22 protein-coding genes are annotated in these 23793 nt (G+C 42.0%); 14 read left to right on the plus strand and 8 right to left on the minus strand.

Annotation, left to right across the window (positions count from 1 at the left end):
• Position 1 precedes the first annotated feature (1 nt).
• Complete coding sequence (gene tviB, locus FTV50_RS14170; protein ID WP_180024818.1) at positions 2–1297, minus strand: Vi polysaccharide biosynthesis UDP-N-acetylglucosamine C-6 dehydrogenase TviB; 1296 nt, start codon at positions 1295–1297, stop codon at positions 2–4.
• A gap of 417 nt (positions 1298–1714) precedes the next feature.
• Between tviB and FTV50_RS14175 the strand changes: the two genes are divergently transcribed.
• The 12 genes from FTV50_RS14175 to FTV50_RS14230 all read left to right on the plus strand — a co-directional run bounded on the left by FTV50_RS14175 (position 1715) and on the right by FTV50_RS14230 (position 12148).
• Positions 1715–2770 carry a polysaccharide biosynthesis/export family protein gene (locus FTV50_RS14175; RefSeq protein WP_180024819.1) on the plus strand — a complete coding sequence of 352 codons (1056 nt, stop codon included), beginning with the start codon at positions 1715–1717 and terminating at the stop codon, positions 2768–2770.
• The gene (locus FTV50_RS14180) at positions 2770–3198 is read left to right on the plus strand and encodes a low molecular weight protein-tyrosine-phosphatase (RefSeq protein ID WP_180024801.1); all 429 of its coding nucleotides are present in this window, start codon (positions 2770–2772) and stop codon (positions 3196–3198) included. The genes FTV50_RS14175 and FTV50_RS14180 overlap by 1 nt, the downstream gene beginning before the upstream one ends.
• 16 nt (positions 3199–3214) lie before the next feature.
• Positions 3215–5401: a polysaccharide biosynthesis tyrosine autokinase gene (locus tag FTV50_RS14185; RefSeq protein WP_180024802.1), complete on the plus strand. Its 2187-nt coding sequence runs from the start codon at positions 3215–3217 to the stop codon at positions 5399–5401.
• Between the two features lie 246 nt (positions 5402–5647).
• Positions 5648–6361 (plus strand): FKBP-type peptidyl-prolyl cis-trans isomerase, encoded by a 714-nt coding sequence (locus FTV50_RS14190; RefSeq protein WP_078191625.1) that lies wholly within the window; start codon positions 5648–5650, stop codon positions 6359–6361.
• Positions 6362–6416: 55 nt separating this feature from the next.
• Positions 6417–7109, plus strand: a complete 693-nt coding sequence (locus tag FTV50_RS14195) for an FKBP-type peptidyl-prolyl cis-trans isomerase (RefSeq protein ID WP_180024803.1) — start codon at positions 6417–6419, stop codon at positions 7107–7109.
• Positions 7110–7302: 193 nt separating this feature from the next.
• Positions 7303–8043 carry a dienelactone hydrolase family protein gene (locus tag FTV50_RS14200; RefSeq protein ID WP_180024804.1) on the plus strand — a complete coding sequence of 247 codons (741 nt, stop codon included), beginning with the start codon at positions 7303–7305 and terminating at the stop codon, positions 8041–8043.
• A gap of 51 nt (positions 8044–8094) precedes the next feature.
• Positions 8095–8454: an HIT family protein gene (locus FTV50_RS14205; RefSeq protein WP_180022942.1), complete on the plus strand. Its 360-nt coding sequence runs from the start codon at positions 8095–8097 to the stop codon at positions 8452–8454.
• Between the two features lie 153 nt (positions 8455–8607).
• A complete protein-coding gene (gene mutY, locus FTV50_RS14210; RefSeq protein ID WP_180024805.1) occupies positions 8608–9654 on the plus strand; it encodes an A/G-specific adenine glycosylase in 1047 nt (348 codons plus the stop codon).
• Between the two features lie 67 nt (positions 9655–9721).
• On the plus strand, positions 9722–10249 hold the full coding sequence (locus FTV50_RS14215; protein WP_218949567.1) for a M23 family metallopeptidase: 528 nt from the start codon (positions 9722–9724) through the stop codon (positions 10247–10249).
• 15 nt (positions 10250–10264) lie between these two features.
• Positions 10265–10510, plus strand: a complete 246-nt coding sequence (locus tag FTV50_RS14220) for a hypothetical protein (RefSeq protein ID WP_180003637.1) — start codon at positions 10265–10267, stop codon at positions 10508–10510.
• Positions 10511–10530: 20 nt separating this feature from the next.
• Positions 10531–11100, plus strand: coding sequence for a DNA-3-methyladenine glycosylase I (locus tag FTV50_RS14225; protein ID WP_180024807.1), 570 nt, complete (start codon positions 10531–10533; stop codon positions 11098–11100).
• 25 nt (positions 11101–11125) lie between these two features.
• Positions 11126–12148 carry an NAD(P)-dependent alcohol dehydrogenase gene (locus FTV50_RS14230; RefSeq protein WP_180024808.1) on the plus strand — a complete coding sequence of 341 codons (1023 nt, stop codon included), beginning with the start codon at positions 11126–11128 and terminating at the stop codon, positions 12146–12148.
• A gap of 70 nt (positions 12149–12218) precedes the next feature.
• Here FTV50_RS14230 and FTV50_RS14235 read toward each other — a convergent pair whose 3' ends face one another.
• Positions 12219–13655 (minus strand): PLP-dependent aminotransferase family protein, encoded by a 1437-nt coding sequence (locus tag FTV50_RS14235; protein ID WP_180024809.1) that lies wholly within the window; start codon positions 13653–13655, stop codon positions 12219–12221.
• 107 nt (positions 13656–13762) lie between these two features.
• On the opposite strand from FTV50_RS14235, the gene FTV50_RS14240 reads away from it, so the two are divergent.
• Entirely contained in the window at positions 13763–14185 is a 423-nt protein-coding gene (locus tag FTV50_RS14240) for a hypothetical protein (protein WP_257223924.1), read from the plus strand.
• 32 nt (positions 14186–14217) lie between these two features.
• Here the strand turns inward: FTV50_RS14240 and FTV50_RS14245 are convergent, their stop codons facing one another.
• Positions 14218–14862, minus strand: a complete 645-nt coding sequence (locus FTV50_RS14245; RefSeq protein ID WP_078191634.1) for an START domain-containing protein — start codon at positions 14860–14862, stop codon at positions 14218–14220.
• Positions 14863–14920: 58 nt separating this feature from the next.
• On the minus strand, positions 14921–15742 hold the full coding sequence (gene dapB, locus FTV50_RS14250; RefSeq protein WP_078194102.1) for a 4-hydroxy-tetrahydrodipicolinate reductase: 822 nt from the start codon (positions 15740–15742) through the stop codon (positions 14921–14923).
• 198 nt (positions 15743–15940) lie between these two features.
• Here dapB and FTV50_RS14255 point away from each other — a divergent pair, with 198 nt between their 5' ends.
• A complete protein-coding gene (locus FTV50_RS14255) occupies positions 15941–17584 on the plus strand; it encodes a PglL family O-oligosaccharyltransferase (RefSeq protein WP_180024810.1) in 1644 nt (547 codons plus the stop codon).
• 84 nt (positions 17585–17668) lie between these two features.
• Here the strand turns inward: FTV50_RS14255 and dnaJ are convergent, their stop codons facing one another.
• From dnaJ to FTV50_RS14275, 4 genes are all read right to left on the minus strand, one after another.
• A complete protein-coding gene (gene dnaJ / locus FTV50_RS14260) occupies positions 17669–18787 on the minus strand; it encodes a molecular chaperone DnaJ (protein WP_078194104.1) in 1119 nt (372 codons plus the stop codon).
• Between the two features lie 106 nt (positions 18788–18893).
• Positions 18894–19271: a hypothetical protein gene (locus tag FTV50_RS14265; RefSeq protein ID WP_078194105.1), complete on the minus strand. Its 378-nt coding sequence runs from the start codon at positions 19269–19271 to the stop codon at positions 18894–18896.
• A gap of 133 nt (positions 19272–19404) precedes the next feature.
• Positions 19405–22542 (minus strand): efflux RND transporter permease subunit, encoded by a 3138-nt coding sequence (locus FTV50_RS14270; protein WP_180024811.1) that lies wholly within the window; start codon positions 22540–22542, stop codon positions 19405–19407.
• On the minus strand, positions 22542–23648 hold the full coding sequence (locus FTV50_RS14275) for an efflux RND transporter periplasmic adaptor subunit (protein WP_180024812.1): 1107 nt from the start codon (positions 23646–23648) through the stop codon (positions 22542–22544). The genes FTV50_RS14270 and FTV50_RS14275 overlap by 1 nt, the downstream gene beginning before the upstream one ends.
• Positions 23649–23793: the final 145 nt, after the last annotated feature.

Consider the following 23793-nt stretch of genomic DNA (forward strand, 5'->3'; position numbering starts at 1 on the left):
ATTAGAGACGGAATACAGTAAAACCTTGAGCAGTTAATTGATCGCGATCGAATAAACTTTTCACATCTGCAATGACAGGCTTTTCAGATTTCACCAAATTACGTAATTCTAAAGCGGACATATCACGGAATTCATTATGACCTACAGCAACAACCAAACTATCAACTTGGTGTTCAGCGTCAACCTGACCTAATTCAACACCATATTCATGCTGGACTTCTGCTGCATCTGCCCAAGGATCACAAACCACAACTTTTACGCCCCACTGTTTAAACTCAGCAATGACATCCGCAATCTTACTGTTACGGATATCAGGGCAATTTTCTTTAAACGTCACACCCAAGATACCGACAGTTGCAGTGGTAACATCAATTCCATTTTTAACCATATGTTTAATGGTAGATTGAGCAACATATTGCGCCATGTTGTCATTAATACGACGGCCCGCCAATATCACTTGTGGGTTATAGCCCACTTCTTCGGCCTTATGTGTCAAATAATACGGGTCAACGCCAATACAGTGACCACCCACCAAACCTGGACGGAAAGGTAAGAAGTTCCATTTACTACCAGCAGCCTCTAATACGTCTATGGTATCTATATTTAGACGATCAAAAATCACTGACAACTCATTCACTAGTGCAATATTTAAATCACGCTGCGTATTTTCAATCACTTTAGCCGCTTCTGCGACTTTAATGCTTGCAGCTTTATGAGTGCCTGCTGTGATAATACTGCTATATACAGCGTCAACTAAATTTGCGATCTCAGGTGTGCTACCACTGGTAATTTTTTTGATCTTAGTCAGTGTATTTACTTTATCACCAGGATTAATACGTTCTGGACTATAGCCTGCGTAAAAATCTTGGTTAAATTTTAACCCTGATATTTTTTCAATAACTGGAATACAAACTTCTTCTGTTGCGCCTGGATAAACCGTCGACTCGTAAACAACAACATTGCCCTTAGATATTACTTTGCCTATCGTCTCACTTGCTTTACGCAACGGAGTTAGATCTGGTCGGTTTACACCATCAATCGGGGTTGGCACAGTCACAATAAAGAAGTTACAATTTTTTAAATCGTCCAAATCAGCTGAAAATTGTAAATATTCTGCTTTTTTTAATTCTTCAGGCGAAACTTCTAAAGTGTGATCTTGACCACTTCTTAATTCATCGATTCTTTTTTGATGGATATCAAAACCAACAACTGGGCTTTTTTTACCAAATTCAACAGCTAAAGGTAAACCTACATAGCCCAACCCAATTACTGCTATTTTTAGTTCCGAGAGTTGCAACATTCCAGAGCCTTATAATTTATGATTTAATCATGTGAAAAACGCCTCATAATATAGCAGAAATCGCCCTTATATTTTTCGGGAATTATTATTTTTCGTAATCGAAAATTATAACTGCAAAATTAAACGTTTATTTTTTAACCAATATATTGATATTTGATTTTTAACACCAATTTCCTAAATGAATTTATTATTTATTGATTAACAAATATGTGTTTTATTTCACACAATAATCATTACACTGTAGCAACACATTTTGACAGCAAATCCTAGGATGTTTACTTTACATAGTATAAAATGCTGCGTTATATATTTTAAAAATCTGGCTTTTGCCTTTTTACAATTCAATTATTTTTATAAGTAGGATTTCGAGTGAGTTACTATCGTTATAGCTTCTTGTTAGCACTCAGTTTAGGTATGACGGGTTGTGCAATCACATCAGGTCTTCAAACATATGATTTACCAAAAGAAGGTATTTTCCAAACAGATCTAGGTTCAACTGTAAATGTCATCAAATTATCACAAGACAATTTAGCAGCCGTTCAACCCGCACAGATTAATCAACAAAATTTTGCTCACCTTTTCAATCAACAACAACAACAATATCGATTAAATTCTGGTGATATTTTATCTATTTATTTATGGGCGTACCCTGAAATTACACCACCCACAAATACAATAAGCAATGAGGAAGCGATTAAATCAAACGGTTACCAAATCGACCAAAATGGTTATATTCAATTCCCTATTATTGGCCGATATAAAGCTGCCGGAAAATCCCTAACAAAAGTCAATCAGGAGTTACGTAGCCAACTTGCCCGCTATTTAAAAACTCCAGATGTGATTGTTCGCGTTCTTTCCTACCAAGGCCAGCGTTATTCTGTCCAAGGTAATGTAATGAGAGGTGGGCAATTTAATCTCACCGACCAACCTACCAGCGTATATACTGCACTTGGTCTTGCTGGCGGTGTGAATACGCAATTTGGCGATAATACGTCTATTACCTTGGTACGCCAAGGACAAACTTACAACTTAAATAGCATTCAGTTAGAAAAGGCTGGCTATTCACTACATAATCTACTCATACAGCCTAACGATACAATTTATGTCAATTCACGCGAAAATCAGAAAATTTATGTAATGGGTGAATCTGGTAAAAATCAATCCCTACCAATGCGTGATCAAGGAATGAGTTTAAGTGACGTCTTGGGCGAAAGTCTTGGGGTAAACTCGCTTTCTGCAAGTCGAGGTAAAATCTACGTAGTACGTAGTGATATGAATAGTCCGATGACCGAAATTTATCATTTGGATTTAACCAGTATTGGTGACTTTGGACTCGCAAACCAGTTCAGAATGCGTAGCAATGATATTGTATATGTTGATGCATCTGGCTTGGCTCGTTGGCAGCGTGTGATCAATCAGGTGATTCCTTTCTCAAATATGATCTATAACATCGACAGAATGGGTCAATAATGTTATTTAAAAATATTCTGGTGGTGTGTGTAGGTAATATTTGCCGAAGTCCTATGGCAGAATATCTTCTGAAAAAGAATCATCCCGATCTGAATATTTATTCAGCGGGAATCTCAGGCATGGTTGGACATCCAGCAGATGAAAAAGCTCAATACTGTATGCAAAAAATTGGCATCGATATGAGTGGACATATTGCCCAAAAATTGAATGCTGAACTGATCAAGAAATCAGATTTAATTTTAGTCATGAGTTCAAATCAACAAAAGCATATTGAACAAACGTGGCCATTTGCAAAGGGCAAGACCTTTCGTTTAGGACATTGGCAAGGTAAAAATGTGCCTGACCCATACCAGCACGATCAAGCCTTTTTTGACCAGACCTCAGAACTGATCCAATCTTGCGTTGCAGATTGGACTAAACAAATTTAACTTTTGATGTACGATTATGAGCCAAAATACCAATACAGAAGATACAATTGATTTAAAAGAATTATTTTTCTCTCTGATTGCACAGTGGAAGTTAATTGCTCTATGTGTAATTTTAAGTCTTGTTTGCGCCTTACTTTATCTTAGAACCACCCCCGACACTTATGCAGTCAATGCTTTAGTACAGGTCGAAGAGAATAAAGGGGCTTCTGCTGCGTTGTTAGGTGATCTTTCTAATATGATTGATCAAAAACAACCCGCCCAAGCAGAAATTGAGATTCTTAAATCACGCTTAGTTCTAGGTACCGTGATTCAAAACTTACATCTCGATCTAAAAATTTCAGGTACTGAAAATTCTTTCACTGATCGCTTATTTTCACCGCATGAATATGCCACCGAATATAAAAATAAATCAGTCGTTTTCAAAGATAATGAAAAAAGTTTTGAAATCCGCCAATTTGATATCCCTGCGCAATATCGTGACAAAAACCTTAGTGTACAGTTTCAAGAAAATAAATTTTCTTTAATTGATCTTCAGACTGAGCAAACAATTTTAACAGCACCATTGAACCAAAAAAATTCTTTACGTACTGCAGAAGGCCTTTGGGAAATCTCAATTTATAGTAAAGATCAATTCAAAGATCACTATTTAATTCAAAAGCAGTCTCTTCCTGCCGCAGTTGACAGTATTTTGGCAAATTATTCTGTTGCTGAAAAAGGTAAAATGACGGGCGTGCTTGGCCTTAACTATCAAGGCCAAGATAAAGAACATATTACTCAGGTTCTAAATGCCATTTTAGCAGCATACAGTCATCAAAATATTGAACGCCGTTCAGCTGAAAGCGCGCAGACCTTAAAGTTTTTGGATGAGCAACTACCTGAACTAAAACAACAACTGGATGTTGCGGAACGCGAATTTAACAAATTCCGTCAAGAGTTTAATACGGTAGATGTCACTAAAGAGTCTGAGTTGTATTTAACTCAAAGTATTACACTCGAAACCCAAAAAGCACAGCTTGAACAAAAAGTAGCTGAGGCGTCTGCAAAATACACCAGCGAACACCCAGTGATGCAGCAAATGAATGCACAATTGGGGGCAATTAATAGCAAAATTGGTGAACTCAATACCACCTTAAAAAAATTACCAGACTTACAACGTCGTTATTTACAGCTCTATCGTGAAGTTGAAGTGAAACAACAACTTTATACAGCGTTGTTGAATTCTTACCAACAGCTTCGTATTGCCAAAGCTGGTGAAATTGGTAATGTCCGTATTGTGGATACTGCTGTAGAGCCAATTCAACCGATTGCACCAAAAAAACTACAAATCTTGATACTTTCAATTTTCCTCGGTGGTTTCCTCGGTACATTACTTGCACTACTACGTAACATGCTTCGTTCGGGAATTAAAGATTCTTCAGAAATTGAAAACACTCTGGATCTTCCTGTCTATGCCACCGTTCCACGTTCGCTTGTTCAAGAAAGTCGCATCAAGTTACTCAAGAAGAAAAAGACCATTCCTGTACTTGCAGTTAAAAATAGCGATGATATTGCGATTGAAAGTTTGCGTAGCATGCGTACAGCCATTCACTTTGCACTGACATCTGCAAAAAACAACCTGATCATGATTTCTGGGCCTGCACCAGAAGTTGGTAAATCGTTTATTTCAACCAACTTGGCTACGATTCTTGCGCAAAGCGATAAACGTGTTTTAATTATTGATGCCGATTTACGTCGTGGTTATTTGAACAAATACTTCAATCATGACAACCAACCAGGTCTTTCTGAGTATTTAAATGGTCAGCGTGATCTAGACAGCATCATTAAAACCACTGAAATTCCAAATTTGAGTGTGATTACTCGTGGTAAAAGCCCTTCTAATCCATCTGAGCTTTTAAGTTCTGGTAAATTCAAAGAATTCTTAGATTTGATTTCACCGATGTTTGATCATGTGATCATTGATACTCCTCCTGTACTTGCGGTGACAGACGGTATCATTATTTCGCAATATGCTGGTGTGAATTTGGTGATTGCTCGTTATGCGAAAACTCAGTTGAAAGAACTAGAGTTAACCGTGAACCGCTTTGAACAAGTGGGTGTGAAGGTCAATGGTATTATTCTAAACGACATTCAACGTAGCTCAGCTGGTTATGGTTATGGCTATAACTATTCTTATGGTTATAAAGCTTCAAAAGACCAAGACTAATTCAAGCCTATTCAAAAAAGCCACCGAATACGGTGGCTTTTTTTATGTGCGAAATTTATGTTGCATGCATCATTCTGTATAAAAAATGTTTTATATATTCATACCGTTATAGTATAAAAATAAGAACATGACTATGATGATCTTTCCTGCACCTTACCTAATCGTAGAGATAGGTAAGCGCTGAACAGGAAAAGTCTGCTAGAATTTCAGCAACTTTTTACATATAAAATAATTGTGGGAAAATATATGAGTAAGGCCCTACCTATCGCTGTCGCTGTATTACTCGGCGGTGCCGCACTTGTTCCTGTTTACTATGCAACTAAAACACCTGCTACGCAATCAGCAACATCAACTCAACCAGCTGCAAACGCTTCGGCTGTCGCTAAAATCAGCTATGCTCTAGGTTATGAAGTTGCCCATCAAACACCTCCAGAATTAGATATTGATAGCTTTGTCACTGGCGTTCGTGCAGGCCATGCTCGTGCAAAACCTGCATATACTGAAGAAGAATTACAAAAAGCATATGCTGAGTTCCAGCAAGAAATGCAAAACAAGCAGCTCGAAAGCAATAAGCAAGCACAAAGTAGCAGCGATAATTTCTTAACAGAAAACAAAAGCAAAGCTGGGGTTAAAACCACAGCTTCTGGTTTACAGTACCTAACAACGAAAGAAGGTACAGGTAAACAACCGCAAGCTACATCAGTTGTTAAAGTTCACTACACAGGTAAGTTAGTGGATGGCACAGTATTTGATAGTTCAGTACAGCGCGGCGAGCCAATTGAATTTCCGTTGAACCAAGTAATTCCGGGTTGGACTGAAGGTCTACAGTTAATGAAGGAAGGTGGCAAAGCTACTTTATATATTCCCTCAAACCTAGGTTATGGTGCTCAAGGTGTTCCAGGAACAATTCCACCGAACAGTACTTTAATTTTTGATGTAGAACTCATTGAAGTTAAATAATAAAACCGGTACAGGAGAGCTTTTTTGCTCTCCTGCTTTATTTTGAGACTCGGTCATGAAATTACAGATCAGTATGTTGTGTTTGGCACTCTGCTCAAGCACTGTATTTGCCAAAGATGTCAGTAATAAAAGTAGTGCTGCAGAACAAGTGGGTTATAGTTTTGGTTATTTAATGGGACGCAGTAATGCTGAATCCATTAAGGATTTGGATATTGATGCATTTGTTGCAGGTTTAAAGGCAGCTTCTAAAGGTCAAGCTTCGTCATTAACAGATGAAGAAATGACTCGTGCTTTAACTCAATATAAAAAGCAAACCGAAGCGAAACAACTGATTGAATTGAAGAAAAAAGCGGACGCAAATGCGACTATTGGCACTGCGTTTCTTGCTGAGAATGCCAAAAAACCGGGCATTCAGGTCACGAAATCTGGCCTGCAGTATCAAGTCATTCAAGCCGGCAAAGGTAAGTCACCTAAAGCCAATTCAACAGTGAAAGTTCACTATGAAGGTCGCTTAATTGATGGCACTGTTTTTGATAGTTCAATTGCACGCAACCAACCTGCGATGTTCCAAGTGAGCCAAGTCATTCAGGGTTGGACAGAAGGTCTACAGTTGATGAAAGAAGGTGCAAAATATCGCTTCTTCATTCCTGCAAATTTGGGCTATGGTCAAATTGGTTCAGCAGACATCATTGAGCCAAACAGCACACTGATTTTTGATGTAGAGCTCATCGAAGTTCTCTCTAAATAACAATACCCACTTCAGGAGCATCGACAAATCTCGGTGCTCCTCAATATTTATTCATACCATTATTTTCTTTTACAATTTTTTTGATTGATTTGACTTAAAATTCACATTGATATCTTATATTTATTTCACAAAAACCAATTTCCATTTATTTTAAATCTTCATCAACTGCGTAGCCGCACATAAGGATTTGACCATGACCGTTAAAATTAAGACTCGCGAAATTCAATATACAGCAGCGGATGGAACTCAACTTTTTGGCTATTTTGCTGCTCCAGAGTCAGACACTGCGATCGCAGGTGTGTTAGTTGCACCTGAATGGTGGGGACGCAATGAATATACCGAACAACGTGCACGTGAATTGGCAGAACAAGGCTATGCTGCTTTCGCTTTGGATATGTATGGTGATAAAAAAGTCACCACAGATGCCAAGCAAGCTTATGAATGGATGATGCAGACTTTTGATCATGCCGACACCGTTGTGACCCGTGCGTCTGCTGCATTAAACACTTTGGCACAGCAAAAAGAAGTAAATGCAGATAAACTCGCAGCTATAGGCTTTTGCTATGGCGGAAAAGTCGTGCTGGATTTAGCTCGTTCAGGTGCTGCATTAAAAGCTGTGGTGACCTTCCATGCAACACTTGCTACAGCAACTCCTGCACAAACAGGACAAGTCCAAGCAGAGATTTTAGTGCAACATGGTGAGCTCGACTCGATGGTGAGCTTAGATGATGTTGCAACCTTTAGAAATGAAATGGATGCTGCCCAAGTGCAGTATCAAATCAATATTTTTGAAGGCGCAAAACACGGCTTTAGCAACCCGATGGCGGACGAACGTGCCAAAGCCAACGGCGTAGATTTAGCTTATAACGCTGCTGCAGAACAGCAAAGCTTAGCAGCCATGTATGCCTTGTTAGCACGCCAGCTTGGTTCTTAAAGCGCTAAGAACCAATACCAATATTTAATTTATAAAAATGAGGAGAGCACAATGACAGATCTCAATTGTCCATATTGCAATTTTGACGAATATGACGTGATTGCAAAAAATGATTTTGGAGTTGTACTTCCTGAACCACACACACTGTCTAAAGGACATGCTGTCATTGTCCCGCTACGTCACGTTGGTTCTTTTTTTGAAATTACTGATAAAGAACGTAAAAGTTTAATGTCCTTACTTGAACAAGCACGTAATGAATTAAATTTACGTTATCAACCTACTGGCTTTCATATTGGGTTTAATGATGGACAAGTTTTTGGCGAAGCCACTGAACATGTGCATATTCACATTATTCCACGTTATGAAAACCAAACATTGGCGCTCGATACCCGCTGGGGCTTTAAAAGCTAAACTTTAAATTTACACTCACTAAGGAGCCTCGGCTCCTTTTTTGATGGCTACTATTTTTGCATTTCCCCTGATATACAGTTTTCGTTTTAAACAAAAAGAATGACTATTGAAAGATGTATACTAGGCAGGTTTTTTCAATTTTGACTGTATTGCATGTTTAACTTTTCTGATGCCCTTCTCGACTGGTTTGATGTCCATGGTCGTCATGACTTACCATGGCAAGTGAAGGATGACCCTTACAAAGTGTGGGTTTCAGAAATTATGCTGCAACAAACCCAAGTCAAAACTGTCCTACAATATTTTGATCGATTTATTCAACGATTTCCGACTGTTGAAGATTTAGGCCATGCTTCTTGGGATGATGTGGCACCCTATTGGGCTGGCTTAGGCTACTATGCACGGGCTCGGAACTTACACAAAGCCGCAGGTATTGTTGCACGTCAGGGACATTTTCCAAGCAATCTTGAGCAATGGATGGAACTACCCGGCATCGGCCCGTCTACCGCAGGTGCGCTAATGTCTTTGGGTTTAAGACAATATGGCGTGATTATGGACGGCAACGTCAAGCGAGTATTGTCTCGATTCTTTGCTATAGAAGATGATTTATCGAAACCTGTACATGAAAGGTCCATGTGGCAACTGGCGAGTGAGCTTTGCCCCACTGAACGCAACCACGATTATACCCAAGCGATTATGGATCTTGGTGCAACCATTTGCACGCCGAAAAAGCCGCTCTGTTTATATTGTCCTATGCAGCAGCACTGCAAAGCACATGCTCAAGGTTTAGAGACTGAATTACCTTATAAAAAGCCTAAAAAGCCTGTTCCAGTGAGAGAGGCCCAAGTCATGCTGATTCAATCTGCAGGAGAATGGTTGTGGATACAACGTCCGAATAGCGGTCTATGGGGTGGTCTGTGGTGTTTACCTATTTTTGATCAACCCCATGAGTTTCAATCCTACACTCAGCAGCTTGGACTGAAACCTACCACCACTCAAGTGCAGATATCACATAGCTTTACCCACTTCACTTGGCTTTTAGAAGCTACTGTATTTACCGTTGCTGCCGATCAAAAAGAGCATTTAGCCATTGAATGCAACGCACAGTGGTATACCCCGATACAAGCCACTGCACTCGGTATTCCAACCGCCATGAAAAAACTCATTTCTACGCTAGAACTCGAAAGCCATTCTATGCCATAGTTTTGAACTGCTCATCAATTGAATAGGGACAAATGTGACTCAAGGATTTTTTCAGCTTCGCAAAGGGTTGTTCAGCGGTATTGGTTTTATTTTGCTTTTACTCAGCGCCTGTACGTCGACTCCACCCAAACCATCAGGCAGTACATTGCCTGCTCATGAAGTGAAAAAATTACAAAACATGCGTTTATCCAATCAATTGCCTGTTCCTGTTCATCAAGTCAAACGAAGTGCGCTCAAGGATACTTGGGGCGCAGCGCGTAGCCAAGGACGAAGCCACGAAGGCATTGATATTATTGTTCCACGTGGAACAAAAGTTCTCAGTGCTACAGAAGGTTTAGTTGCTGACTTACGTAATAACAATTTGGGTGGTAAAGTGATATGGATTATGGGGCCCGCAGGTTCTTGGCATTATTATGCGCATCTTGATGGTCATAAACGTGGCTTAAACGTCGGCGACTATGTCAAAAAAGGTGATGTCATTGGCTATGTAGGTAATACTGGCAATGCTCGACATACTGCACCACATTTGCATTATGGCATTTACTTGGGTGGTAAAGGTCGCAATGCCGTTAACCCCTATCCGTATTTACGTTAATTTTAGGAAACATACATGTCAGAAGCGTTGATCAATCGTCTGGTGGAATTTGCAGAATCTGGTAATCAACAAAAAATCAGCCTCAATGGACAGTCTTATCAGGGCTGGATCATGGAGATCACTGAAGAAGCATTACTCATCAGCACCGGTTACGCAGACAAATCAGGTAAAGATGTATGGATTCAATTTGCCGATCTCGATCAAGCGGAACTGTTGTATTGGGACAATAAAAACGACCAATGGACAGCTTTTAAAATTTAAGTCAAAAAGGAGCATTCAACATGACGATACAACGCTGTGCTTGGTGCTCCGAAAATCCTTTATATATTGCCTACCACGACACTGAGTGGGCTAAACCTAGCTTTGATGAGCAGCATCTCTTTGAAATGCTGTGTCTTGAAGGACAACAAGCGGGGCTGTCTTGGATCACTGTGCTGAAAAAACGGGCCTGTTATCAGCAGCATTTTTTTCAATATCCCATTGCCGAAATTGCAGCGTTGAGTGACCTACAATTACAAGAAAAATTACAAGATTCAGGTTTGATTCGCCATATCGGCAAACTCACTGCCATTCGTGATAATGCCAAAGCATGGCAACAGTTAAAAGCCCAAGGGATTCATCCTGTGGAATTTCTTTGGAATTTTGTCGAAGGACACATTGCCAATAATGATGTAGTTGAATATCGCAGCGCCCCTGCACAAACCGCTCAAAGTCAGGCCATGTCCAAAGCATTAAAAAAGCATGGTTTTAAATTTGTCGGCCCAACGACTTGCTATGCTCTGATGCAAGCCATCGGCATGGTCAATGATCATGAAAATCACTGTGACTTTAAATACACGCACGCAGAATGACCTCAAAAGCAGAAAGGATAGAATAATGAGTGACAATACGATCCACGCCTATGCAGCAATGAACAGTGGTGAAGCCCTTGTTCCCTATCAATTTGATGCAGGTGAATTACAAGCCCATCAGGTTGAAGTCAAAGTCGAGTATTGCGGTCTTTGTCACTCAGATATTTCTATTATCCAAAATGATTGGAAATCTTCGGTATATCCTGTAGTCCCTGGGCATGAAGTAATTGGAACCATTACCCAACTCGGCAGCGAAGCAAAAGGACTCAAAGTCGGACAGCGTGTAGGCATTGGCTGGACAGCAGAAAGTTGTCAACACTGTGACTCGTGTATCGATGGTCGCCAAGTGCAATGTACTGGAACCAAGACGGCGACAATCGTCGGTCATGCAGGTGGCTTTGCCGACAAAGTCCGTGCGGGCTGGCAATGGGTTATTCCACTTCCAGATGATCTCGATCCAACCAGTGCTGGTCCTCTACTCTGCGGCGGGATTACGGTATTTGATCCCATATTACAGCACCAAATTCAGGCCATTCACCATGTTGCCGTGATCGGCATTGGTGGTTTAGGTCATATGGCGATTAAATTGCTCAAAGCTTGGGGCTGTGAAATTACCGCATTCAGCTCAAACTTAGATAAAACCGATGAACTTAAAGCTATGGGGGCTGACCATGTGGTGAATAGTCGTGATCTTGCTGCAATTAAAGCACAACGTGGTAAGTTCAATTTAATTTTAAGCACGGTCAATGTGACGTTGGATTGGCAAGCCTATCTTTCAACTTTGGCACCGAATGGAAGCGTTCACATGCTCGGCCTAGCACTTGAGCCGATGCAAATCCCCGCAGGTATGCTGATCAGTGGTGCTAAATCTGTCACTGGCTCATCAACAGGCTCTCCTGCAGCACTGCGTGAATTACTTCGATTCGCCGCACGTCAAAATATTGCACCACAAATTGAAATGTATCCAATGTCTCAGGTGAATGAAGCGATTGAACGTTTGCATTCAGGAAACGTGCGTTATCGAATTGTGCTGAAAGCTGATTTTTAACGGCAAAAATCTAAGCCCAAAAAGCCTGCTGCATGCAGGCTTTTTTTGTATGCTTTATGGACTCATTAATCTAGATGACATTTGTGTTTCTGCATTCCTTACGCACCCAATCTGCAAGCAACAAAATGGCCTGCTGAATTTCTGTCGATAGCTCATGCCCTGCATTTAAACGAATACAATTGTTATAACGATTGTCCTCACCAAAAATTAAACCTGGCACAATATTGATGCCATGTTTTTGCGCATGGTAATACAGCGCCAAACTGTCTATTTGTTCAGGCATCTGCAACCACAGTGCATAACTGCCTTGAGGCCGATTTAGACGGATATCAACCCCTTGAAAAGCATCGTAAATATACTGACGATACTGCTCGACTTGCACCATTAATTTAGGACGCAATTCAGCAAGATGTTGGCGATAAGCACGACTAAAAATCAAATCTGCAAGTCCTAACTGCAAAGGCGTATTCACCGAATCATTTTGCAAAAGTAATTTGGGACGCAAATGTTGCAAATGTGGTGGAAGACAAAACCACCCCACCCGATAAGAAGGCGATAAAGATTTTGAAATCGACGCACAATAGATCACATAGCCCGCCCGGTCCCAATATTTGATAGGCAATGGTCGCTTTGCATTGAAACTACACTCAGCATAAATATCATCTTCAATCACATAACATTGATATTTTTCAGCCAGTTGTGCAATTCGTTCCTTATCTTCATTACTTAAACAAAAACCCAAAGGATTTTGAAAATTTGCAGTCAATAAGCATACTTTCGCGCCTGAATCCCGCATCGCCTGCTCTAAACGATCTAAATCAAAACCTTCCGTATTGGCAGGAATTTCAACAATTTTCCGCTTCAATAAAGCCAATAATTGCAATTGCCCGTTATAGTTCGGCGTCGGGACAATGACACTCTCCCCTTCCGCACTCAGATTTTGTAACATCACTGACAAAGCCGGCATACAACCATTGCTGATGTAAATATCATCCTTAGGCATATAAAAACCATCTTCAGCCCAATGTGCCGACAAAGCTTCACGCAATTGTGGATGACCTTGCCGATTGTTATATAAAAAATCTTCTGGTTTACAATGCTTTAATGCCCTTTGGATTGAACGTCTGATTGCTTCAACAGGAACAAAATTGGGGGACAACTGAATTGAACCCAAATGAATCAGGCGACTATTTGCAGATGCTTCATGGATCTGAATTTGCAATTCTAAATTCGAAATTTCACGAGGTCGGGAATCAAAATCAGGATGATTCGGCACGGCAATTTGCTGGGCTTTCTGTGAGGATTGCACAAAATAACCAGACTTTTCTTTGACATAAATCAGGCCTTTGGCTTCAAGTAATTCATAGCAGCGTTTCGCGGTATTTAAACTGATCTGATGCTGCTGTGAAAATTGACGTAGCGCATACAGACGCTGCCCTGCGGCCAATTCACCACTATAAATTTTCTGTGCCAACTGCTGCGCAAGCTGCTGATATTGAAAAGCCATCTGTACCCTTTTTTTAATCATTCTTGTATCTGTACCCATTAAGTTAACAGATTTAAGCTGAATGCATCAGGTTGATATCTCAAAAATAACGATAGGGGGACAATTACATGAATGACTTCACACAGCTTCGAGCGGGTCTAATCATCTTCAGCACACTCACGCTTATGGCGTGCCAACCCGAACAGCACACTCAAAGCCAGCAAAATTTTATCTGTAAATCTTTAATTCAAGGCTTTTTAAGTGCCCAAAAACTGACGCAATATGAACTTGAACAGATCCAACCGATCACCAGCGGTGGGTTACATCAAAAGCTATATATTTATAAAGCCAAATCTGAAAACGGCATGAATATGATGCCGCAGCAAGCCAAACTTCGCTTTGCCTGTGAACAAATGACCGCGCGGCAATTTCAAATCAAGTTACATCCGCATCAATTTCCAGAACAGACCTTACTCAGCATCGAACTTCCAGAAACACAACACATGCAGCAGTTGACTGCATTTCGCCTGCCTGAGATGCAAAGTCATTGATCGTTCATATTGAACTGAATCATTACTGCTGCTTATTTTAAAATTTCGGGAAATGCCGTTGCAGTTTTGCTTTTACCCAACTGCACTTTCATTTTTTGTAGCATTTGATAAGGCTGCTGCTGCACGAACATATTCACGAAACTGAGCGGAATGGAGCCTTCCGGATTGGCGTAGCCATAGGTCGAAACTTTGACCTTTTGATTGCCTAAACGCTGGAAGGTCCAATCGCCCTCATAGTCGGTTAGGCGTACATAATTGGGATTGATCGGATAACCTTTTTTCACCGCTTTATTTTGGATGCTAATAATGCCCTGTGCATCTTTACGCATTTTGCCTTGTACCACCAAATCACGGTCTTTTAAGGGAAAAGGAAAATCCAACACCATATATAAACTGAATTCACCTTTCTGGTCATCGCGGGATAAGACTTTGACACTGCCCATATAAGGGACCCAATTCACTGCATTTTCCACATCTAAAATCAGGGAAACCGCTTTTTCGATGGGCACATCAAAACTAGTTTCAGCTTTGTATTGAAAGACAGGATTTTGAGCATTTTGGTAGGTCCAAACCTTAATATTATTTTTATTAATCGTGAGTTTGGCATTATCCATGGTTTTCGCTTGTACTGCCGCAGTGAATGCGACAGCACAGGCCATAAAGATGACTTTTTTCATTCCATTGATCGTCTTATTTTAATTTTATGCTGTTGTTATAACGGATTTTAACGCGCTTTTATACGTCAATATCGTTAAAACCCAGTACATCTTTCATATCGTACTTACGTGCTTCACGACCGACTACCCATGCAGCTGCACGTACTGCACCAGAGGCAAAGTTCATACGGTTGGTCGCTTTATGGGTAATTTCAACACGTTCGCCATCCGCAATAAACATCGCAGTATGTTCACCAACAATGTCACCACCACGAATCGTTTGGAAGCCAATGGTTTGACGTTCACGTGGACCCGTATGACCTTCACGGCAATACACAGCATCTTGTTTTAGGTCACGTCCTAAAGCACCGGCAATGGCTTCGCCCCACATTAGCGCTGTACCTGATGGTGCATCAACTTTATGACGATGATGGGCTTCAATCACTTCAATATCCACAGTATCGCCAAACACTTTTGATGCCAATTCAAGAAGTTTGATTGAAACGTTTACACCGACAGAATAGTTCGCTGCATAGACCACTGGAGTTTCTGTTGCTGTTTCATCGAGATAAGCTTTTTGCTCATCATTCATACCTGTGGTACCAATGACAATCGCAACACCTGCTTCACGGCAAAGTTTAAGATGCTGTGCCGTTGCTGCAGGTGCAGTAAAGTCGATCACGACATCACAATCTTTTAAAACTTCAGCAAGGTTACCAACAACCTTTACGCCAACCGCGCCAATCCCTGCAAGTTCACCGGCATCTGCACCGACCAAGCTACTTTCAGGACGTTCTACCGCAGCAGCCAATTGATAACCAGCTTGCTGAACCGCCTGAATTAAGATGCGTCCCATACGACCGCCTGCGCCCAAGATACCAATACGTGGAGCTGCTGACATAACATTTTCCTAATGTTGATTCGAAATTGGTCTTACTATATCAAAACTCCATGCGCAGGCTAAGTTACAAACAAAAAAATCCTGCATTTTCCGGAGTCATTGTACAAATCAAGCTCTTCGACAGACGCTGACTATTCCCTCACCAAGTTTAGGCATTTTCACGGTATGATAGGCGCGTTCTATTGATCTTGAATATTCATGAAAACCCTATTGTATCTTTGTGCGGCAGTCTGTATTGCATTGGCATGGCTGATTCCGATTCATTACCGACCTTGGGCCACGTATACCGGTGAGCTTTATACCTTCTTTGCTCTGTTTGCCTTAGCGGCAACCTTCTTTAAAGAAAAGCTCATGGTGGCAAAAATTTCCTTGCCCCTGTTGCTCTTAGCGTTGATTCCCTTCATCCAACTGGCTTTTGGGCAGGTATATTATTTTAGTATCGCCTTGCTCTGTATGCTGTTTGTGTTCAGCTTCTGGCTGTGTATCAATCTTGGTTTCAGCCTCTCGCAAGGTACGGAAAAACGCGAAAAAACCTTCCTATACCTAAGCTATACCTTTGTTGCATCTGGGGTCATGACGGGACTCATCGCAATATGTCAGTGGTTAGATTTCGACTCGTTTCTTCCTTTTGTGATGAAAATTAGTGGAACTACGCGCCCATTTGCAAACTTTGCTCAGCCAAATAACATGGCCACGTTTCTGCTCATGTCCTTGTTAGCCTGCTTATATGTTTATGAACAGCAAAAAGTTAAAACCCGCTATTTGGTCGCTTGTGCAATTCCTATTTTAATTGGGGTCGCGCTCAGCCAATCTCGCACCTCTTGGGTGGCAAGTATCTGTGTCCTAGTCTATTTGGCTTATGCACAGTACAAAGATTATATCCGTCTTCGCTGGTTTTACAGCTTGGCCTGGTTTATCGGCTTTGTGGCACTGATTGTATTGATGCCAAAATTAAGTCAAATCATGAGCCAAATATCCGACATGAATATTCAAGAAAGTCGTGACGTAGCCGAACGTGCTGGTGGAGATATGTCTCGTTTAGCCATTTGGCAACAAATGGCGCATGCCGTAGCTGCACAGCCTTGGTTTGGCTATGGTTGGCATCAAACCAGTAGCGCTTTTGTCTCGATCTCTGACACGGTACAAGGGCCTGTATGGATTCGTAGCTCACACAATTTTATTTTGGATTTCTTATTGTGGAATGGCGCCATTATTGGTGTGCCTTTCTTAACCTATTTCGCTTATTGGGGCATCCAATTACAGAAGTTAGCCAAGTCTGCATTATCTGTGATTGGCCTATTGATGGTCGGTGTCTTCGTTATTCATGCCATGTTGGAGTTTCCGCAAAACTACGCATATTTCTTACTGCCTGCGGGTTTTATTATTGGGATTCTTCAAGCAGCGAAGCCACAGACGGCTACTTTAAGCCTGTCTCCGTGGTTTATCCGCATTGTTTTCGTGATTGGCGCCGTGCTGATTACGGTGATTTATCGTGATTATGCCAATGCAGCGATTCAGCTGGGTCAGGCATCAAAATATGAAAAAACACCGGAGAAAATCACCAATCATGAGCCGATCTATTTGCTCACGGAATTTAGACATCGGGTAGCGATTATTCGTTTAAATCCATATTCCATCGTTTCTGAACAAACCATTCAGGATACTGAAAAATTGGTTCGCAGCTATCCAGCGAAGTACCACATCATTAAATATGCACGTTTATTAGCATTTAATGGTCGTGAGGCTGAAGCACGTCATCAGCTACAGCGTCTTAAAAATATCTATAGGCTGGACATGAGCTATGAGAGTTTATTAGCGCCTATATCACAGCCGAAACCTTAAAACGCTCATTAAAAAAGCCTGCAATTATGCAGGCTTTTTTATAGCTAAGTTCACATCACAGCGAACTCAAGCAAATCATATCAATTAATCAAATAAACGGTCGAAGAATGATTTTTTCTTCGGAGATGATTTATTGTCATCGCCATCCATCGTGTCTTGTAACTCTTTCAACAATTCACGTTGACGAGCCGTTAAGTTTACAGGCGTTTCCACCACAATACGGCAGAGTAAGTCACCGGTCATGCTGGTACGTACAGGTTTCACACCTTTACCACGTAAGCGGAACAACTTACCAGTTTGAGTCCCTTCAGGTACTTTCAAGCTCACACGACCATCGAGAGTCGGAATTTGAATTTCTTTACCCAATGCAGCATCTGCAATGCTTACAGGCACATCCATATACAGGTCAGCGCCATCACGTTGGAAGATTTCGTGTTCACGTACCACCACTTCTACATATAAGTCGCCTGCTTGGCCATCACGGATCGCCTCACCTTTGCCACTTAAACGTACGCGGTCGCCATTGTCCACACCTGCAGGAATGGTCACTTCTAAAGTTTGCTGACGGTCAGAAACCCCTGAACCATGACATTTATTACATGGGTTCTTAATAATTTTACCTTGACCACGACAGGTGCTACAGGTTTGCTGCACAGAGAAGAAGCCCTGTTGCATACGCACTTGACCTGCACCATGACAAGTTTTACACGTTTCGACATCATTTGGATTTTTAGATCCTTTACCATTACAGGCATCACATGGCGCTGGCGCAGTAAAGGTAATGGTTTTTTTCACGCCTTTTACAGCTTCCTCAAGGGTAAGCTCCATAACATAGCGTAAGTCTGAACCACGGCGTGCACGTTGCTGACCACCACGGCCACCACCGCCAAATGCGCCACCGAAAATGTCGCCAAACTGACTAAAGATATCTTCTGCGCTAAAACCGCCACCGAAGCCACCGCCGCCGCCCATGCCGCCTTCAAAAGCTTGATGTCCCATACGGTCATACATACTACGTTTTTCGCTGTCCGATAAAACTTCATATGCTTCTGCAGCTTCTTTGAATTTTTCTTCAGCTTCTGGGTTATCTGGATTACGGTCAGGGTGATACTTCATCGCCAACTTACGGTAGGCTTTTTTAATTTCATCATCACTTGCGGTTTTAGATACACCTAAAACCTCATAATAATCACGTTTAGCCATGTCTGGCGATGCTCCTCACGGAATTTAATTTAATACTTAACTGTGGTCTGAAATTGGGGAATCAAACCATTTTTTCAAGGGGTAGGCAGGAAAAAAATAAATTGACTTAGAAAACAGCCTTATTTTTAACGAATTTGGATAGACCTTGGATCCATGCATTTAATAAATACAAAAAGGCAATCGCAGCAAAGACCACACCAATTACCGTGCATGCAGTCACCCAAAGATAGGTGTCCCAATAATAGAAGAATAAAGGAATAAACCACAGTGCGGCAAAAATGGCCATCATCGAATAAATCACAACGGTGCGCATGACCCAAAGCGCTTGGGCTTGGAGCCAAACTTCTGCAGAATCGATTTGAGTCACTTTGCGTGCAAAGCCGTAGGCAAATACACCACTAATCAGGGTAAATAAAGCGAAAAACATGAAGACATAAGAAATCGCAACATAACGGCGATACTTAGCTAAACTCTCTGCTGTCATCTGTGATTCAACCCCGTACACCACAATATGCCGCGCTGCACTTGTGGTTGTTTTACTTTTTAAAAATGTCTTTGTAGATCAGGTGCTACTATAGAGAAAAATTCAATATTTCGCACCCAATATTATGACACTTTTAAGGATTCTGCTGAGTTTTTTTCACTTTAAACCACTGTGCATATAGCGCAGGTAAAAAGAACAAGGTCAGCAGGGTCGCCACGATCAATCCACCCATAATCGCCACGGCCATTGGACCGAAGAAAATACTGCGAGAAAGTGGAATCATCGCCAATACAGCAGCCAATGCAGTCAACACAATTGGACGGCAACGACGCACAGTTGCATTGATAATCGCATCCCAAGCCGACTCCCCAGACTGAATATCTTGTTCAATCTGATCAATCAAAATCAGTGAATTGCGCATAATCATTCCTGACAGTGCAATCGTGCCGAGCATTGCCACAAAACCAAAGGGTTTATTGAACAATAACAGGAATAACACCACGCCAATAATGCCCAAAGGTGCAGTTAAAAATACGATCATCGCCCGTGACATGCTACGTAGTTGAATCATCAATAAGGTCATGACAACTGCGAGGAATAATGGCATGCCCGCATTTACAGAAGTTTGACCACGTGCTGACTCTTCCACAGTACCGCCTACTTCGAGGAGATATCCATTCGGCATCTCTGCACGTAACTGATCAAATGAATCTTTTAACTCACCCACCACCGTTGCAGGTTGCAATTTACTGCGAATATCCGCGCGCACAGTAATGGTCGGTAAACGGTTACGATGCCAAATCAAACCTTCTTCAAAGCTATACTCAATTTTCGCAATCTGCGCCAATGGCAATGAACCACCATTGCTGGTCGGTACTGCCAAACTGCTGAGCGAACCGACATCCAATCGCTCCGCTTGATCACCACGCATCCGAATTTCAATCAGCTCTCGTTTCTCACGATACTGATTAATCACCGCACCACTGATTGAACTATTCAGGAAGTTCGACAGATCTAAGCTGGAAACCCCCATTTGACGTGCGCGATCTTGGTCGATGTCCAGTTTAATGACTTTGCTTGGTTCACCCCAATCCAAATGCACATTGGTGGTGTTCGGGTTTTCACTGACTTTTGCAGACACGCGTTGTGCCCACTCTCGAACCAAGCTCAGATCTTCACCCGACACGCGGAACTGCAATGGATAACCCACAGGTGGGCCATTTTCTAAAAGTGAAACGCGAGTACGTACTTCAGGTAAGAGCTTACGGATTTCTTCTGCTAATGACTGACGAATTTCATTGCGATCATCTAAAGATGAAGCCAATACCACAAACTGAGCAAAACTGGCTTGGGGTAACTGCTGATCTAGAGGTAAATAAAACCGCGGTGAACCTGTCCCCACATAAGCCACAAAATTATCAATGCCTTGTTTTTTCGACAAGAACGCTTCGACTTTTTTTACGGCCGCTTCTGTGGCTTTCAGAGATGCACCTTCCTCGAGCTTTAAATCCACTAAAATTTCAGCACGGTTTGACGGTGGGAAGAACTGCTGTGGTACAGTTTTAAACATTAAAATCGATAACACAAAGATGCCAACCGTCGCTGCAATCACCGTCTTGCGATAAGTCACACAAGTGTCAACCCAACCACGGAAACGTTGATAAAACGGCGACTGATAAGGATCGTGATGTTCCCCGGGATGATGCACCATCGGCTGAGGTTCAGGTTGTTTGCGCAAACGTGCCCACAGGCGCTGATACCATGGGGCTTTTTGTACCAAATCTTTGTTGAAGTCGGGTAGTAATTTATCCCCTAGATAGGGAACAAACAGCACCGCTGCAAACCATGACACCACCAATGCGGTGGTGACCACTTGGAAAATCGAGCGAGTGTATTCGCCTGTGCTCGATGCGGCTGTGGCAATCGGCAAAAAGCCGGCCGCAGTAATCAATGTTCCTGTCAGCATTGGAAATGCAGTGGTCCGCCATGCATGTCCAGCGGCTTGTAACCGGCTATAGCCCTGCTCCATTTTGATCGCCATCATTTCGACGGCAATAATCGCATCATCCACCAATAAACCGAGTGCGAGAATTAACGCCCCCAAAGAAATCTTGTGCAAACCGACATCAAACATCTGCATGCCAGCAAAAGTCATGGCCAAGACCAAGGGAATGGAAAATGCTACAACCAATCCCGTACGGAAACCCAAGGAGAAGAAGCTCACCAATAGGACGATAATCACCGCCTCAGCGAGGACTTTCATAAACTCATTGACGCTGCGCTTCACGGCAACAGGCTGATCCGATACTTTTTTTAGTTCCATGCCCAAGGGCAAAGTTTTTTGCAAGCGGGCAAATTCTGTTTCTAGGTTTTTACCCAAAGCCAAAATGTCGCCACCTTTACGCATCGACACGGCAATGCCTAAACCATTTTCGCCCATAAAACGCATACGTGGTTGTGGTGGATCACTAAAGCCGCGATGTACATCAGCCACATCACCCAATTGAATCGTTCGACCATTCACCAATAAGGGCATCTGACGCAGTTCATCAATGTTTTGTAAATTGCCGCTGACACGCACTTGAATCCGGTCTGAATCGGTTTCAAAAAAGCCGGCACTGGCAACCGTGTTTTGCTGCTGCAAGGCTTGTTGAATCGCCGTCACAGGTATGCCCATTTGCGTAGCTTTGGTGTTGGAAATTTCAATCCAAACTTTTTGATCTTGTAGACCAATCAAATCCACTTTCGCAACGTCTTTGACTCTTTGTAACTGGAGCTGTAAACGGTCGGCATATTCCTTCATGGTGGCATAGTCAAAGTCTTTGCCGGTCAGCACATAGATATTACCGAAGGTGTCACCAAACTCATCATTAAAGAAAGGACCTTGCACCCCAGATGGTAATTGATGGCGAATATCATTGACCTTTTTACGCACGGTGTACCAAACATCGGGGACTTGCTGCGAACGTAGACTGTCCTTGGCCACAAAGGTCACCATGGATTCACCCGGACGTGAATACGCCATGATGCGTTCATACTGCCCCGTAGTCATCAGTTCTTTTTCAATCCGATCGGTGACCTGTAGCGAAACTTCTTTGGCTGTTGCACCAGGCCAATAGGTTTGAATCACCATGACTTTAAAGGTAAATGGCGGGTCTTCACTCTGCGACAATTTGGAATAGGAAAATATCCCAACGATGCCCAGCAGAATCATAAAATAAAGGATTAAGCCTTTATTTTTCAGTGCCCACTCAGACAAGTTAAAATTCATTATTTAACTCCTGTCTGAATGTATACCGCACGATTTTCACGATCAACGGGTTGTATTTTTTGTTTTTCGCGGAGCAAATGCACGCCGCCAACTACCACAAAATCCCCTGCTTGCAAACCACTGAGTACGGGCACGCTGTCACGTCCGTATTCGCCTAAAGTTACTGGAACTTTACGTACCGTATTATCTGCATTGACCACCATCACATACGCCTGCTGACCACTCGCAGACACACTCGATAACGGCACATGCAAAACATTCTGCTGTGCTTTGGTTAAAAATACCCGTGCACTTTGCCCCAGTTGAATGGCGCTATTGCCTTCACGCAATGCCACCTTGACACTATATGTACGAGACTGATCGGCTGCAGGACTAATTTCACGCACATAGCCTGCAAATTTTTCCTGTGGTTTCGACCACAAGGTGACCCATGCATCCTGCCCTGTTTTAATTTCAGTAACCGCTTGTTCAGGCACACCAATGACCACTTCACGTTCACCAGCTATCGCCAATTGAAATGCCGGTTGTCCTGCTGCAATCACTTGACCAATCTCAATATTGCGCTCAGTAATGACCCCAGTTTTATTGGCAATTAATTGGTTATAACCGGTCTGATTACGACTCACATCATAATTTGATTGAACTTGCTTTAAGTTCGACTGTGCTGCTTTATATTGGTTTTCTACAGCATCGTACTGCGAGCGACTCACGGCATTGACTGGCAATAATTGCTTAAAGCGTTTTAGTTCATCTTCAGCAATTTGTGCAGCGGAACGCGCACTTTCAAGCTGCGCTTGTGCTGCATTCAGTTGCAACTGTGCATCTTTGACGTCTAATTTTGCCAAGACTTGCCCGACTCGGACTTGGTCTCCAACATCGACATAGCGCTCAGTGATTTGACCGCCAACCCGAAAAGCTAAAGCTGTTTGCTGGCGTGCTTGTACATCACCCGCATAACTTTTTTGTTCAAAATGTGTGGCGCCCGGCTGAGTCACCATCACAAATGGCACTTCCTGTTCCGTTTGGGCTTTATCCTTGCTGCATCCCCATAAGGTCACACTGCAAACGATAATCATGCTGACAACTGTGGTCTTAATCGTACTCATGAAGTTCGCTCTTAATAAAAAGTCTTTTTTAGGGCAGAATATTATTCAATTAATTTGGTTATTTTTTAATTAATAAACCATGCGGTACATTAATTAGATTAATTATCCGAAATCAATGACCTTTTCGCCTTTTTTGGAATTTTTT

This window comes from Acinetobacter sp. YH1901134, from assembly GCF_013416965.1.
Lineage (GTDB): Bacteria > Pseudomonadota > Gammaproteobacteria > Pseudomonadales > Moraxellaceae > Acinetobacter > Acinetobacter amyesii.

Excerpts from the sequence above, each read along its gene's own strand:
- FTV50_RS14175 (WP_180024819.1), top strand. The coding sequence starts at position 1,715 with ATGACGGGTTGTGCAATCACATCAGGTCTTCAAACATATGATTTACCA.
- FTV50_RS14180 (WP_180024801.1), top strand. The coding sequence starts at position 2,770 with ATGTTATTTAAAAATATTCTGGTGGTGTGTGTAGGTAATATTTGCCGA.
- FTV50_RS14185 (WP_180024802.1), top strand. The coding sequence starts at position 3,215 with ATGAGCCAAAATACCAATACAGAAGATACAATTGATTTAAAAGAATTA.
- FTV50_RS14190 (WP_078191625.1), top strand. The coding sequence starts at position 5,648 with ATGAGTAAGGCCCTACCTATCGCTGTCGCTGTATTACTCGGCGGTGCC.
- FTV50_RS14195 (WP_180024803.1), top strand. The coding sequence starts at position 6,417 with ATGAAATTACAGATCAGTATGTTGTGTTTGGCACTCTGCTCAAGCACT.
- FTV50_RS14200 (WP_180024804.1), top strand. The coding sequence starts at position 7,303 with ATGACCGTTAAAATTAAGACTCGCGAAATTCAATATACAGCAGCGGAT.
- FTV50_RS14205 (WP_180022942.1), top strand. The coding sequence starts at position 8,095 with ATGACAGATCTCAATTGTCCATATTGCAATTTTGACGAATATGACGTG.
- mutY (WP_180024805.1), top strand. The coding sequence starts at position 8,608 with ATGTTTAACTTTTCTGATGCCCTTCTCGACTGGTTTGATGTCCATGGT.
- FTV50_RS14220 (WP_180003637.1), top strand. The coding sequence starts at position 10,265 with ATGTCAGAAGCGTTGATCAATCGTCTGGTGGAATTTGCAGAATCTGGT.
- FTV50_RS14225 (WP_180024807.1), top strand. The coding sequence starts at position 10,531 with ATGACGATACAACGCTGTGCTTGGTGCTCCGAAAATCCTTTATATATT.
- FTV50_RS14230 (WP_180024808.1), top strand. The coding sequence starts at position 11,126 with ATGAGTGACAATACGATCCACGCCTATGCAGCAATGAACAGTGGTGAA.
- FTV50_RS14235 (WP_180024809.1), bottom strand. The coding sequence starts at position 13,655 with ATGGCTTTTCAATATCAGCAGCTTGCGCAGCAGTTGGCACAGAAAATT.
- FTV50_RS14240 (WP_257223924.1), top strand. The coding sequence starts at position 13,763 with ATGAATGACTTCACACAGCTTCGAGCGGGTCTAATCATCTTCAGCACA.
- FTV50_RS14245 (WP_078191634.1), bottom strand. The coding sequence starts at position 14,862 with ATGAAAAAAGTCATCTTTATGGCCTGTGCTGTCGCATTCACTGCGGCA.
- dapB (WP_078194102.1), bottom strand. The coding sequence starts at position 15,742 with ATGTCAGCAGCTCCACGTATTGGTATCTTGGGCGCAGGCGGTCGTATG.
- FTV50_RS14255 (WP_180024810.1), top strand. The coding sequence starts at position 15,941 with ATGAAAACCCTATTGTATCTTTGTGCGGCAGTCTGTATTGCATTGGCA.
- dnaJ (WP_078194104.1), bottom strand. The coding sequence starts at position 18,787 with ATGGCTAAACGTGATTATTATGAGGTTTTAGGTGTATCTAAAACCGCA.
- FTV50_RS14265 (WP_078194105.1), bottom strand. The coding sequence starts at position 19,271 with ATGACAGCAGAGAGTTTAGCTAAGTATCGCCGTTATGTTGCGATTTCT.
- FTV50_RS14270 (WP_180024811.1), bottom strand. The coding sequence starts at position 22,542 with ATGAATTTTAACTTGTCTGAGTGGGCACTGAAAAATAAAGGCTTAATC.
- FTV50_RS14275 (WP_180024812.1), bottom strand. The coding sequence starts at position 23,648 with ATGAGTACGATTAAGACCACAGTTGTCAGCATGATTATCGTTTGCAGT.